The sequence below is a fragment of the Spirillospora sp. NPDC047418 genome, from assembly GCF_040643275.1.
In the GTDB taxonomy this organism is placed as follows: Bacteria; Actinomycetota; Actinomycetes; order Streptosporangiales; family Streptosporangiaceae; genus Spirillospora.
Genome location: NZ_JBEYTW010000061.1, coordinates 1 through 13,378, shown reverse-complemented (window position 1 = coordinate 13,378; position 13,378 = coordinate 1). Strand labels below are relative to the sequence as shown.

Below are 13,378 nucleotides of genomic sequence, written 5' to 3'. Positions count from 1 at the left end.
GCCGGTCAAGCCGGAGCAGATCGCCGAGCCGCCGCACGAACCGGGCAAGCCGATCCCCGGCGAGGCCAAGCCCGGCAGCCAGGAAGGGCGGAACAAGTGACCACGCTGACCCCCGTCCTCACCGGGAACTGGGACCAGGCCGACTCCTTCACCCGCGCCGGCTACGAGCGCGACGGCGGCTACACGTCGCTGCGCAGGGCGCTGGGCATGGAGCCGGACGCGATCGTCCAGGCCGTCAAGGACTCCGGCCTCCGCGGACGCGGCGGCGCCGGATTCCCCACCGGCATGAAGTGGGGCTTCCTGCCGCCGTCCAGCCCGAACCCGCGCTACCTCGTCGTCAACGCCGACGAGTCCGAGCCGGGCACGTGCAAGGACATCCCGCTGCTGATGGCGAACCCGCACGTCCTCGTCGAGGGCGTCATCATCAGCTCCTACGCCATCAAGTCGAACCAGGCGTTCATCTACGTGCGCGGCGAGGTCCTGCACGTGATCCGCCGCCTGCAGCAGGCGGTCGCCGAGGCGTACGAGGCCGGCTACATCGGCAAGGACATCCTCGGGTCCGGCTACGACCTGGACGTGGTCGTGCACTGCGGCGCCGGCGCCTACATCTGCGGCGAGGAGACGGCGCTGCTGGACTCCCTGGAGGGGTTCCGCGGTCAACCCAGGCTGAAGCCCCCCTTCCCGGCCGTCGCCGGTCTGTACGGCGGCCCGACTGTCATCAACAACGTCGAGTCGATCGCCTCGGTTCCCTCGATCGTCGGGAACGGCCCCGAGTGGTTCGCCTCGATGGGCACCGAGAAGTCGCAGGGCTTCGGGATCTTCTCGCTGTCCGGGCACGTCACGCGGCCCGGCCAGTACGAGGCGCCGCTCGGCATCACGCTGCGGGAACTGCTCGACATGGCGGGCGGCGTCCGCGCGGGGCACCGGCTGAAGTTCTGGACGCCCGGCGGGTCGTCCACGCCGATCTTCACCGAGGAGCACCTGGACGTGCCGCTGGACTTCGAGTCCGTCGGCGCCGCCGGGTCCATGCTCGGCACCCGGGCGCTGCAGATCTTCGACGAGACGACCTGCGTCGTGCGGGCCGTCCAGCGCTGGTCGGAGTTCTACGCGCACGAGTCGTGCGGCAAGTGCACGCCGTGCCGCGAGGGCACCTACTGGTACAAGCAGATGTTCAAGCGGCTGGAGGCCGGCGAGGGCAGCGAGGAGGACCTGGAGACCCTGCTGGACATCTCCGACAACATCCTCGGCCGCGCGTTCTGCGCCCTCGGCGACGGCGCCACCAGCCCGGTCGTGTCGTCCATCAAGCTGTTCCGGGACGAGTACCTCCAGCACTTCGAGCAGGGCGGCTGCCCGTTCGACCCGGCCAAGTCCACCCTCTGGGGAGGTGCCAAGTGACCGTCACCGACGACAAGTCGGCGGTGGAGAAGGTCGAGATGGTCTCCTGCACCATCGACGGCTTCGAGATCGAGGTGCCGAAGGGCACGCTGATCATCCGGGCCGCCGAGCTGCTCGGCATCCAGATCCCCCGGTTCTGCGAGCACCCGCTGCTCGACCCGATCGGCGCGTGCCGGCAGTGCCTGGTGGAGATCCCGGACGCCGGCAACGGCCGCGGGATGCCGAAGCCGCAGGCGTCCTGCACGACCGCGGTGATGCCGGGCATGGTCGTGAAGACCCAGCTCACCTCGCCGGTGGCCGACAAGGCCCAGCACGGCATCATGGAGTTCCTGCTCATCAACCACCCGCTGGACTGCCCGGTCTGCGACAAGGGCGGCGAGTGCCCGCTGCAGAACCAGGCGATGTCCAACGGGCGCGGCGAGACGCGGTTCACCGGGACCAAGCGGACGTGGCCGAAGCCGCTGCCGCTGTCCAGCCAGGTGCTGCTCGACCGCGAGCGGTGCATCCAGTGCACCCGCTGCACCCGGTTCTCCGACCAGATCGCCGGCGACCCCTTCATCGACCTGTTCGCGCGCGGCGCGAAGGAGGAGGTCGGGACCGCCGACGGCAACCCGTTCCACTCCTACTTCTCCGGCAACACCGTGCAGATCTGCCCGGTGGGAGCGCTCACCGGCACCGCGTACCGGTTCCGGTCCCGGCCGTTCGACCTCGTGTCGCAGCCGAGCGTCTGCGAGCACTGCGCGTCCGGCTGCGGGCTGCGCACCGACCACCGGCGCGGGAAGGTCACCCGCCGGCTGGCCGGGGACGAGCCGCAGGTCAACGAGGAATGGAACTGCGACAAGGGCCGCTGGGCGTTCACCTACGCCACGCAGCCCGAGCGGCTCACCACCCCGCTCGTCCGGGGCGAGGACGGCGAGCTGGAGCCCGCCTCCTGGCCCGAGGCGCTCACCATCGCGGCGCGCGGCCTCGCGGCGGCGCGCGGCTCGGCCGGCGTCCTCACCGGCGGCCGCGTCACCCTTGAGGACGCCTACGCCTACGCCAAGTTCGCCCGGATCGCGCTCGGCACCAACGACGTCGACTTCCGGGCCCGGCCGCTGTCGGACGAGGAGTCGCGGTTCCTCGCCTCGTCGGTCGCGGGACGCTCCATCGAGGTCTCCTACGCCGACCTGGAGAAGGCGCCCGCCGTCGTCCTCGCCGGCTTCGAGCCGGAGGAGGAGTCGCCGATCGTGTTCCTGCGGCTCCGCAAGGCGTACCGCAAGAACCGGCTGAAGGTGTACGCCGCCGCGCCGTTCGCGACGCGCGGGCTGACCAAGGTCGGCGGCACGCTGCTGCCGACGGCGCCCGGCGCGGAGGCCGACACGCTCGGCTCCCTCATCGGGGACGCGTCCCGGTCCGACGTCCGGACGCTGCTGGAGACGCCCGGCGCCGTCATCCTGGTCGGCGAGCGGCTCGGCACGAGCCCCGGCGCGCTGACCGCGGCGGTCCGGCTGGCGCAGGTCACCGGTGCGAAGCTGGCGTGGGTGCCGCGCCGGGCCGGGGAGCGCGGCGCGATCGAGGCCGGGGCGCTGCCCGGGCTGCTGCCGATCGGCCGCCCGGTCGCCGACCCCGCCGCACGGGCCGAGGTGGCCCGCGCCTGGGGCGTCGCGGAGCTGCCCGCCGGGCCCGGCGAGGACACCGCGGGCATCATCGCGGCGGCGGCGCAGGGCCGCCGGGGCGCGCTGCTCGTCGGCGGCGTCGACCCGGACGACCTGCCCGACCCGGACGCGATGCTGCGGGCCCTGGACGCCACCCCGTTCGTGGTGAGCCTGGAGCAGCGGCCGTCCGCGGTCACCGACCGCGCCGACGTCGTGTTCCCGGTCGCCGCGGTCGCGGAGAAGTCCGGGACGTTCGTCGACTGGGAGGGCCGCGGCCGCCCGTTCGACACCGTGCTGAAGTCGGCCGGGACCATGCCGGACCTGCGGGTGCTGGCCGCGCTGGCCGACGAGCTGGACGTCCACCTGGGCCTGCCCGGCCCGGAGGCGGCCCGCCGCGAGCTGGCCGAGCTCGGCGCCTACCGCGGCGAGCGCCCGGACGCGCCGGACACCGCGCAGGAGCTGCCGCCGCACCCCGAGCAGGGCGAGGCGCTGCTCGCGACGTGGCGGCTGCTGCTGGACCGGGGCCGCCTGCAGGACGGGGAGCCGTTCCTGGCGGGCACCGCCAAGCCCGCGGCCGCCCGGCTGTCGCCCGCGACGGCCGCGGAGATCGGCGCCACCGACGCCGTCACCGTGTCGGCGGCGCGCGGCGAGGTCACGCTCCCGCTGGAGATCACCGCGGACCTGCCCGACCGGGTGGTGTGGCTGCCGACGAACTCGGCCGGCTGCGCCCTCTACCGGGATCTGGGCGCGGCCGCCGGCGGCGTCGTCAAGATCGCCAGCGGGGTGCTCGCGAGCACCGCGCGGCACGCTGGAGGTGGCAAATGAGCCCGTTCGCCGCGGCACCGGCGGCCGACCCGGCACTGCAGGACTTCGGCAAGGACCCGTGGTGGCTGATCGGGGGCAAGGTCCTCGTCATCTTCGTGTTCCTCGTCGTGACCGTGCTGCTGACGATGTGGATCGAGCGCCGCGTCATCGGCCGGATGCAGCTGCGCGTCGGCCCGAACCGCGCCGGGCCCTTCGGCCTGCTGCAGGGCCTCGCCGACGGCATCAAGCTGGCGCTGAAGGAGGACATCGTCCCCCGCCAGGTGGACAAGGTGGTGTTCGTCCTCGCGCCGGTCATGGCGGCGGTGCCGGCGTTCATCTCGTTCATCATCATCCCGTTCGGCCCGACGGTGTCGATCTTCGGGCACCAGACGGCGCTGCAGGGCACCGACCTCCCGGTCGCGGTGCTGCTGGTGCTGGCGATGTCGTCGATGGCCATCTACGGCGTGGTGCTGGCCGGCTGGTCGTCGATGTCGCCGTACTCGCTGCTCGGCGGGCTCCGCTCGTCCGCGCAGATGATCTCCTACGAGATCGCGATGGGGCTGTCGTTCGTCGCGGTGTTCATGTTCGCCGGCTCGATGTCCACCTCGGAGATCGTCGCCGAGCAGCACGACACCTGGTTCGTGGTGCTGCTCGCGCCGTCCTTCATCGTGTACGTGATCACGATGATGGGCGAGTCGAACCGCATCCCGTTCGACCTGCCCGAGGGCGAGGGCGAGATCGTCGGCGGCTTCCACACCGAGTACTCGTCGCTGAAGTTCGCGATGTTCTTCCTCGCCGAGTACATCAACCTCGCGACGCTGTCGGCGCTCGCCACCACGATGTTCCTCGGCGGCTGGCGCGCGCCCGCGCCGATCTCCACGGTCTGGGCCGGCGCCAACTCCGGCTGGTGGCCGGTGCTGTGGTTCCTGATCAAGATCTTCCTGTTCATCTTCTTCTTCATCTGGCTGCGCGGCACGCTGCCGCGGGTCCGCTACGACCAGCTGATGAGGCTCGGCTGGAAGGTGCTGATCCCGCTCTCGCTCGGCTGGATCCTGCTGGTCGCGGCCATCCGCGCCTTCCGCAACGAGGGCTACGACATGCAGCAGATCGTCATCGTCACCGCGGTGGTGGCGGCGGTGGTGCTGGTGGCGACGGTGGTCTGGGAGATGGTCCGGGGCGGCGAGGACGGCAAGGAGATCGTCCCCGGCGCGGCGGAGGGCCGACCGGGCACGCAGGAACCCGCCGGCGCCGCCGGCGGGTTCCCCGTACCACCACTGGACGCTCCGCACTACCACGGAGCACCGGCCTCGCGGAAGGCCCCGGCCTCTGGAGAGGAGGTCACCAGTGGGAGTCAGCCAACTGTCCGGGCCTGAGCCCGAGCTCGCAGCTCCTGCCCGCCACTGGCAGTGGCGTATCGGGCGCATAAGGGAGGTTGGCGCCGCCCCACGACCGGAGTCGGCTCCGGTCGACGCCGTGGCGCTTACTGCGGACTGCGGAACCGTTCCCCGGCGAGCCGGGTGCGTTCAGCCCTCACGCCACGTGCCGCTACGGAATGTAGTGGTTCAGTGTGACGCGGTGACGCCGAATCGTCGAAACCGCCCTCGAAAGGAGGCACGGCCGTGGGCTTCACTGATTTCCTGAACCCGGTCAAGGGGTTCGGGGTCTCGTTCCACCAGATGTTCATGAAGAGCGAGACCGTCCAGTACCCGGAGGTGAAGAAGCCGACCGCCCCGCGCTTCCACGGGCGGCACCAGCTCAACCGGTGGCCGGACGGCCTGGAGAAGTGCATCGGCTGCGAGCTGTGCGCGTGGGCCTGCCCGGCGGACGCCATCTTCGTCGAGGGCGCCGACAACACCGACGACGAGCGGTACTCGCCCGGCGAGCGGTACGGCCGCACCTACCAGATCAACTATCTGCGCTGCATCCTCTGCGGGCTGTGCATCGAGGCGTGCCCGACCCGGGCGCTCACGATGACCAACGAGTACGAGCTCGCCGACGACAGCCGCGAGAGCCTGATCTACACCAAGGAGATGCTGCTGGCGCCGCTGCGCGAGGGCATGGAGGTGCCCCCGCACGAGATGCGGCTCGGCGACACCGAGGAGGACTACTACCGCCTCGGCCTCCAGCCCGACGAGAAGGGCGGTGAGGGCGAATGAGCACGGCTGTCCTCGCGGCCCCGCTCGCACAGCAGGTCGCCGACAAGCAGTCGGGCGAGCCGTTCTTCTTCTGGCTGCTCGCCGTGGTGTCGGTGGTCGCCGCGCTCGGCATGATCTTCATGCGGAAGGCGGTGCACTCGGCGCTGCTGCTGGCGACCGTGATGCTCTGCCTCGCCGCGCTGTACGCGATCCAGAACGCGCCGTTCCTGGCGTTCGTCCAGGTGATCGTGTACACCGGCGCGGTGCTGATGCTGTTCCTGTTCGTGCTGATGCTCGTCGGGGTCAGCTCCACCGATTCGCTGGTGGAGACGATCCGGGGCCAGCGCTTCTGGGGCGTGATCGCCGCGATCGGCTTCATCGCCCTGCTGACCGCGGGCCTCGGCAACGCCTCGCTCGGCGACTCGGCGGGCCTGACCCAGGCCAACGCGGAGGGCAACGTGGTCGGGCTGGCCCGGCTGCTGTTCTCCAAGTACGTGTTCGCGTTCGAGGCGACCAGCGCCCTGCTGATCACCGCGGCGCTGGGCGCGATGGTGCTGGCGCACCGGGAGCGCACCGAGCCGAAGCCGACGCAGAAGGACCTGTCCAAGGGGCGGTTCCTGGCCGGCGACCACCCGGGCCCGCTGCCGGGACCGGGCACCTACGCCCGGCACAACGCCGTCGACATGCCGGCGCTGCTGCCGGACGGGACGCCGTCGGAGCTGTCGGTCAACCCGGTCATCGCGGCCCGCACCGACACCGCCGAGAGGCACGCCGACCTGTACGGCGGGACCCAGGAAGAGGCACTCGACCGGGACGTCGCCAGAGTGAAGGCCGTCACCGAGGATGCCGAGGACGCCGACGCCGAAGGGCGCTCCGTGAAGTCGGGGGCGCCGGCCATGGGCGGCGGCGCGAGTGAAGGCGAGGCTGGTCAATGAGTCCAGGGCACTACCTGGCGCTCTCGGCGATCCTGTTCACCATCGGAGCGCTCGGCGTCCTCGTGCGCCGCAACGCGATCGTGGTGTTCATGTGCATCGAGCTCATGCTGAACGCGACGAACCTGGCGTTCGTCTCGTTCTCCCGCATGCACGGCAACCTCGACGGTCAGATCATCGCCTTCTTCGTGATGGTCGTGGCCGCCGCGGAGGTCGTGGTGGGCCTGGCCATCATCATGACCATCTTCCGGACCCGCAGGTCCTCGTCGGTCGACGACGCGAACCTGCTGAAGTACTGAGAGGTCGGGAATGCAAGCGGAAGGCATCCAGGCCGCGTCCTGGCTTCTCATCGCGCTCCCGCTCGCGGGCGCCGCGATCCTCCTCCTCGGGGGGAGGCGCACCGACAGGTGGGGGCACCTGCTCGGCACCGCCACCGCGATCGCGTCGTTCGGCGTGGGCGCCGCGATGCTCGTGCAGATGCTCGGCTACGACGCCGCGGCGCGCAGCCGGACCGTGCACCTGTGGGACTTCATCGACGTCGGCTCCTTCAAGGTCGGCATGGACCTGCTGGTGGACCCGCTGTCCATCACCTTCGTCCTGCTGATCACCGGGGTCGGCTCGCTCATCCACATCTACTCCGTCGGCTACATGGCCGAGGACCCCGAGCGCCGCAAGTTCTTCGCGTACCTGAACCTGTTCGTCGCGGCGATGCTGCTGCTCGTGCTCGGTAACAACTACCTGGTCATGTTCCTCGGCTGGGAGGGTGTGGGCCTCGCGTCCTACCTGCTGATCGGGTTCTGGCAGCACAAGCCGACCGCGGCGACCGCGGCGAAGAAGGCGTTCGTCGTCAACCGCGTCGGCGACATGGGGATCATCATCGCGATCGCGCTGATGTTCGCCACGTTCGGCACCATCGACTACGGGCCGATCCTCGGCGGTGAGCACGCGGGCCTCGCGTCCCGGCTCGGCACCGGCACCGCGACCGCGATCGGGCTGCTCCTGCTGCTCGGCGCGTGCGGCAAGTCGGCGCAGCTGCCGCTCCAGTCCTGGCTGCTGGACGCGATGGAGGGCCCGACCCCCGTGTCGGCCCTCATCCACGCGGCGACGATGGTGACCGCGGGCGTGTACCTGATCGTCCGGTCCGGGCCGATCTTCGAGATGTCGGAGACCGCGCAGCTGGTCGTGACGATCGTCGGCGCGGCCACGCTGCTCGCCGGCGCGATCATCGGTTGCGCGAAGGACGACATCAAGAAGGCCCTCGCCGGGTCGACGATGTCGCAGATCGGCTACATGACGCTGGCCGCCGGGCTCGGCAAGGCCGGGTACGTGTTCGCCATCGCGCACCTCGTCGCGCACGGCTTCTTCAAGGCGGGCCTGTTCCTCGGCGCCGGCTCCGTCATGCACGGCATGAAGGACGACGTGAACATGCGCCACTACGGCGCGCTGCGCGGGGTGATGGTCTTCACCTACGCGACGTTCGGGCTCGGGTACCTCGCCATCATCGGGTTCCCCGGCCTGTCCGGCTACTTCACCAAGGACGCCATCATCGAGACGGCGTTCGACAAGGGCGGCACGTCCGGGGCGATCCTCGGCACCTGCGCGGTGGTCGGCGCGGCCATCACCGCCTACTACATGTCGCGCCTGATGTTCATGACGTTCTTCGGTGAGAAGCGCTGGGCGGACGACGTCCACCCGCACGAGTCGCCGAAGGTCATGACGATCCCGCTGATGCTGCTCGCGGTCGGCTCCGTCGCCGCCGGCGGGCTGCTGATCCTCGGCGGGTTCGCCGGCTTCCTGGAGCCGGTCGTCGGGAAGCCCGAGCACCCGCACGAGTTCAACCCCGTCACCGGGCCCGGTATCGCGACCCTCGTGCTGATGGTCATCGGTGCGGCGATCGCGTGGCGCCAGTACGGCGCCCGCAAGGTGCCGCGCGAGGCGCCCAAGGGCTCGTTCGTCACCGTCGCGGCCCGCCGGGACCTGTACGGCGACGCGCTCAACGAGTCGCTGCTGATGCGTCCCGGGCAGTGGCTGACCCGGCTCGCGGTCTGGTTCGACGGCCGCGGCGTCGACGGTCTCGTCAACGGCACCGCCGCCGGGCTCGGCGGCAGTTCCGGCCGGCTCCGGCGGGTCCAGACCGGCTTCGCCCGTTCCTACGCACTCTCAATGCTGGGCGGCGCGGCCCTGATCGTCGCGGCGCTCCTGGTGGTGAACGTTTCATGAGCGACTTTCCCTGGCTGAGCGTCCTCATCGGACTGCCACTGGTGGGCGCGCTGCTGCTCATCGCCATCCCGCGCGAGCGGGAGACGCTGGTCAAGCAGTTCGCGCTCGGCGTCTCCCTCGTCGTCGCGGCGCTGACCGGCGTCATGGCGGCGGGCTTCGACGCGGGCGGGGCGCGCTTCCAGTTCGAAGAGAAGTACTGGTGGATCAGGGAGTTCGGGGTCCACTGGGCGCTCGGCGTCGACGGCGTCGCGCTGGTGCTGATCCTGCTGTCGGTCATCCTCGTCCCGCTGGTCATCCTGGCCTCCTGGAACGAGGCCGACCGGTCCGGCGGGTCCGACGTCCCGCCGAAGCGGTCCGCGAAGACCTACTTCGCGCTGCTGCTCTCGCTCGAAGCGACCATGATCGGCGTCTTCGCGGCGACCGACGTGTTCCTGTTCTACGTCTTCTTCGAGGCGATGCTGATCCCGGTGTACTTCATCATCGGGTCCTACGGCGGCGCGCAGCGCTCCTACGCCGCGGTGAAGTTCCTGCTGTACTCGCTGCTCGGCGGGCTGCTGATGCTGGTCGCCGTGATCTGGCTGTACCCGCTGTCGGCCAAGTCCGTCGCGGACGGCGGCCTCGGGCACGGCACGTTCATGTTCGACGAGCTGTCGAAGATGAACATCGACCCGACGACGGCGAAGTGGCTGTTCCTCGGCTTCTTCATCGCGTTCGCGATCAAGGCGCCGATGTTCCCGGTGCACACCTGGCTGCCGGACGCGGCGCAGCAGTCCCCGGCCGGCGCGCTGGTGCTGATCGTCGGCGTCCTGGACAAGGTCGGCACCTACGGGATGATCCGGTTCTGCCTGGAGCTGTTCCCGGGGGCGGCCAAGTGGGCGACGCCGGTCGTGCTCGCGTTCGCGGTCGTCAGCATCATCTACGGCGCGATCCTCGCGATCGGGCAGGTCGACATGAAGCGGCTGATCGCCTACACGTCGATCTCCCACTTCGGGTTCATCGTGCTCGGCATCTTCGCGATGACGTCGCAGGCCCAGTCGGGCGCGGCGCTGTACATGGTGAACCACGGGTTCTCCACCGGCGCGCTGTTCCTGATCGTCGGGTTCATGATCGTCCGGCGGCGGTCGGCGCGGATCTCCGACTTCGGCGGCATGCAGAAGGTGGCGCCCGTCCTCGCCGGGATGTTCCTCATCGCCGGCCTGTCGAGCCTGTCGCTGCCCGGCCTGTCGCCGTTCATCTCGGAGTTCCTCGTCGTGGTCGGCACGTTCAGCCGCTACGAGTGGGCCGCCGTCGCCTCCATCATCGCCATCGTGCTCGCCGCCATCTACATCCTGTGGATGTACCAGCGGACCATGGGCGGCCCCACGGTCCCCGCGGTCGAGGGCATGAAGGACCTGTCCGTCCGGGAGAAGTGGGTCATCGGCCCGATCATCGCGATCATCGTGGCGATGGGCTTCTTCCCCCAGCCGGTGCTGCACGTGATCAACCCGTCGGTGGACCACACGCTGGCCCGGGTCGACCAGCACGACCCGGCGCCGGACATCACCGGTAACGTCGCCGAGAACGGAGCCCGTCCATGAGCACCTCTGAACAGGTGAGCGCGGTCCTCGCGCAGGGGGGTGACATCCCCGCGCCGCACATCGAGTACGGGCAGATCATGCCCCTGCTCCTCGTCCTCGGGATCGCCGTCGCGGGCGTGCTCGTCGAGGCGTTCGTCGGCCGCCGCGCACGCTACTTCGTGCAGGTGCCGCTGGCGTTCCTCGGCCTCGCCGGCGCGTTCGCGTGGACGATCGTCCTCGGGTGGAAGGACAACCCGCACCACGTCGCCGCCGAGGGGGCGCTCGGCGTGGACGGGCCCACGCTGTTCATCCAGGGCACGATCCTGGTGCTGGCGCTCGTCAGCCTGCTGCTGATCGCCGAGCGCGGCGACGGCGGCTCCGCCGGCGGGCACTTCGCCGCGCAGGCGTCCGCGCTGCCCGGCAGCGAGGCCGAGCAGCGCACCGCGCGGGCGGGGGTCACCCAGACCGAGGTGTACCCGCTGATGATGTTCGCCGTCGGGGGCATGATCATGTTCCCGGCGGCCAACGACCTGCTGACGATGTTCGTGGCGCTGGAGGTCATGTCGCTGCCGCTGTACCTGCTGTGCGGGCTCGCCCGCCGGCGGCGCCTGCTCTCGCAGGAGGCGGCGGTCAAGTACTTCCTGCTCGGCGCGTTCTCGTCGGCGTTCTTCCTGTACGGCGCGGCGCTGCTGTACGGGTACGCCGGGTCGGTCCGGCTGTCGGACATCTCCGCGCAGATCGGCAAGGACGCCGGCAGCGAGACCCTGCTGCTCGCGGGCGTCGCGCTGCTGTCGGTCGGGCTGCTGTTCAAGCTCGGCGGCGTCCCCTTCCACATGTGGAAGCCGGACGTCTACCAGGGCGCCCCCACCCCGATCACCGCGCTGATGGCGTCCGGCACGGTCGTCGCCGCGTTCGGCGGGATCCTGCGCGTCTACTACGTCGCGTTCGAGACGCTCCGCTGGGACTGGCAGCCCGTCATGTGGGGTGTGGCGATCATCACGATGGTCGCCGGGTCGATCATCGCGATCACGCAGACCGACATCAAGCGGCTGCTGGCCTACTCCTCGATCGCGCACGCGGGCTTCCTGCTCATGGGCGTGATCGCCAGCTCCCCGAACGGCCTGTCGAGCACCCTGTTCTACCTGCTCGCCTACGGCTTCGCCTCGGTCGGCGCGTTCGCCGTCGTCACGATGGTGCGGGACGCGGGCGGCGAGGCCGGGCACCTGTCCCGGTGGGCCGGGCTCGGCAAGCGGTCCCCGGTCGTCGCCGGCGTGATGGCGTTCTTCCTGCTGACGTTCGCCGGGATCCCGCTCACCAGCGGGTTCACCGGGAAGTTCGCGCTGTTCAAGGCGGCCGTCGAGGAGGGCGCGACGCCGCTGGTCGTCGTCGCGGTCATCGCGTCGGGCGTCGCCGCGTTCTTCTACGTCCGGGTGATCGTCGTCATGTTCTTCAGCGAGCCGGACGCGGACGGGCCGGTCGTGGTGGCCGGGCCGGCGACCGCGGTCGCCGTCGCCCTCGGCGTGACGGCTACTGTGGTACTCGGCGTGATCCCGCAGCCGGTCCTGGACCTCGCGAGTCAGGCCACGACCCACATGTTCGTCCGTTAGGGAGTCTTGGGTGAGCAACCCATCCGCTGAGGAGTCCGGCGGGCCGGCCGGTACGGTGACCGGCCCGTTCGGGCTTCCCATCGACGCCGCGCTCGCGTCCAGCGCCAACGCGCGCCTGGCCGATGTCGAGACCATGCTGCTCGACTGCGTGCGCGGTGAGGACCCGCTGCTCACCGAGGCGTCCGAGCACCTCGTCGAGGCGGGCGGCAAGCGGTTCCGGCCGATGCTGGTGCTGCTGGCCTCCCACTTCGGCGACCCCGCCGCGTCCGGGGTGGTCCCCGCCGCCGTCGTCGTCGAATTGACGCACCTCGGTACCCTCTACCACGACGACGTGATGGACGAGGCGACCGTCCGGCGCGGGCAGGAGTCGGCGAACTCCCGCTGGACGAACACCGTCGCGATCCTCACCGGCGACTACCTGTTCGCCCGCGCGTCCGACCTGCTCGCCGACCTCGGCCCGGAGGCCGTCCGGATCCAGGCCCGCGCGTTCGCCCGGCTCGTCCGCGGCCAGATCCAGGAGACCGTCGGCCCCGGCACCGGCGCCGACCCCCTCAAGCACTACCTGCAGGTCGTCGCCGACAAGACGGCGTCGCTGATCGCCGTCTCCGGCCAGTTCGGCGCCCTGCTGTCCGGCGCCCCCGCGCACGCCGTCGACACGATCACCTCCGCCTGCGAGAAGATCGGCATCGCGTTCCAGCTGTCCGACGACATCCTCGACATCGACTCCGAGACCGAGGAGTCGGGCAAGACCCCCGGCACCGACCTGCGCGAGGGCATCCGCACCCTGCCGATGCACCTCGTCCTCGGCGGCACCGGCTCCGGCCCGGACGACGCCCGCCTCCGCGAGCTCCTCGTCCAGGACCTCACCGACGACGCCCTGCACGCCGAGGCGCTCGCGCTGCTGCGCGCCCACCCGGCGATGGACCGGGCCCGCGCCGACCTGCGGCAGTGGGCCGAGGACGCCCGCGCCGAACTCCTCACCCTCCCCGACATCCCGGCCCGCGACGCCTTCACCAACCTCTGCGACTACGTCGTCTCCCGCACGGGCTGAACAACGAGGAACGGGGCCGTTCGCGCCGCCGACGGGAGTCGGCG

At 70.7% G+C, this 13,378-nt stretch carries 10 protein-coding genes; all 10 read left to right on the top strand.

The window, feature by feature from the left end; all coding sequences use genetic code 11:
* The first annotated feature begins 96 nt into the window (after positions 1 to 96).
* The gene (gene nuoF / locus ABZ806_RS30200; RefSeq protein ID WP_500220818.1) at positions 97 to 1,395 is read left to right on the top strand and encodes an NADH-quinone oxidoreductase subunit NuoF; all 1,299 of its coding nucleotides are present in this window, start codon (positions 97 to 99) and stop codon (positions 1,393 to 1,395) included.
* A complete protein-coding gene (locus tag ABZ806_RS30195; protein ID WP_500220817.1) occupies positions 1,392 to 3,854 on the top strand; it encodes an NADH-quinone oxidoreductase subunit G in 2,463 nt (820 codons plus the stop codon). Before nuoF ends, ABZ806_RS30195 begins: the two co-directional genes overlap by 4 nt.
* Positions 3,851 to 5,206 (top strand): NADH-quinone oxidoreductase subunit NuoH, encoded by a 1,356-nt coding sequence (gene nuoH / locus ABZ806_RS30190; RefSeq protein WP_500220816.1) that lies wholly within the window; start codon positions 3,851 to 3,853, stop codon positions 5,204 to 5,206. The genes ABZ806_RS30195 and nuoH overlap by 4 nt, the downstream gene beginning before the upstream one ends.
* Positions 5,207 to 5,452: 246 nt before the next feature.
* Positions 5,453 to 5,989 carry an NADH-quinone oxidoreductase subunit NuoI gene (nuoI, locus tag ABZ806_RS30185; RefSeq protein ID WP_500220815.1) on the top strand — a complete coding sequence of 179 codons (537 nt, stop codon included), beginning with the start codon at positions 5,453 to 5,455 and terminating at the stop codon, positions 5,987 to 5,989.
* Complete coding sequence (locus ABZ806_RS30180; protein ID WP_500220814.1) at positions 5,986 to 6,903, top strand: NADH-quinone oxidoreductase subunit J; 918 nt, start codon at positions 5,986 to 5,988, stop codon at positions 6,901 to 6,903. The genes nuoI and ABZ806_RS30180 overlap by 4 nt, the downstream gene beginning before the upstream one ends.
* Entirely contained in the window at positions 6,900 to 7,199 is a 300-nt protein-coding gene (nuoK, locus tag ABZ806_RS30175) for an NADH-quinone oxidoreductase subunit NuoK (RefSeq protein ID WP_089324562.1), read from the top strand. Before ABZ806_RS30180 ends, nuoK begins: the two co-directional genes overlap by 4 nt.
* Positions 7,200 to 7,209: 10 nt before the next feature.
* The gene (gene nuoL, locus ABZ806_RS30170; RefSeq protein ID WP_500220813.1) at positions 7,210 to 9,120 is read left to right on the top strand and encodes an NADH-quinone oxidoreductase subunit L; all 1,911 of its coding nucleotides are present in this window, start codon (positions 7,210 to 7,212) and stop codon (positions 9,118 to 9,120) included.
* Complete coding sequence (locus ABZ806_RS30165; protein WP_500220812.1) at positions 9,117 to 10,697, top strand: NADH-quinone oxidoreductase subunit M; 1,581 nt, start codon at positions 9,117 to 9,119, stop codon at positions 10,695 to 10,697. Before nuoL ends, ABZ806_RS30165 begins: the two co-directional genes overlap by 4 nt.
* Positions 10,694 to 12,283, top strand: a complete 1,590-nt coding sequence (gene nuoN / locus ABZ806_RS30160) for an NADH-quinone oxidoreductase subunit NuoN (protein ID WP_500220811.1) — start codon at positions 10,694 to 10,696, stop codon at positions 12,281 to 12,283. Before ABZ806_RS30165 ends, nuoN begins: the two co-directional genes overlap by 4 nt.
* A 10-nt stretch (positions 12,284 to 12,293) precedes the next feature.
* Complete coding sequence (locus tag ABZ806_RS30155) at positions 12,294 to 13,334, top strand: polyprenyl synthetase family protein (RefSeq protein ID WP_500220810.1); 1,041 nt, start codon at positions 12,294 to 12,296, stop codon at positions 13,332 to 13,334.
* Positions 13,335 to 13,378 lie beyond the last annotated feature (44 nt).

Coding starts and splice junctions, on each gene's coding strand:
- nuoN (WP_500220811.1), top strand. CDS start 10,694: ATGAGCACCTCTGAACAGGTGAGCGCGGTCCTCGCGCAGGGGGGTGAC.
- ABZ806_RS30180 (WP_500220814.1), top strand. CDS start 5,986: ATGAGCACGGCTGTCCTCGCGGCCCCGCTCGCACAGCAGGTCGCCGAC.
- nuoK (WP_089324562.1), top strand. CDS start 6,900: ATGAGTCCAGGGCACTACCTGGCGCTCTCGGCGATCCTGTTCACCATC.
- ABZ806_RS30165 (WP_500220812.1), top strand. CDS start 9,117: ATGAGCGACTTTCCCTGGCTGAGCGTCCTCATCGGACTGCCACTGGTG.
- nuoL (WP_500220813.1), top strand. CDS start 7,210: ATGCAAGCGGAAGGCATCCAGGCCGCGTCCTGGCTTCTCATCGCGCTC.
- nuoH (WP_500220816.1), top strand. CDS start 3,851: ATGAGCCCGTTCGCCGCGGCACCGGCGGCCGACCCGGCACTGCAGGAC.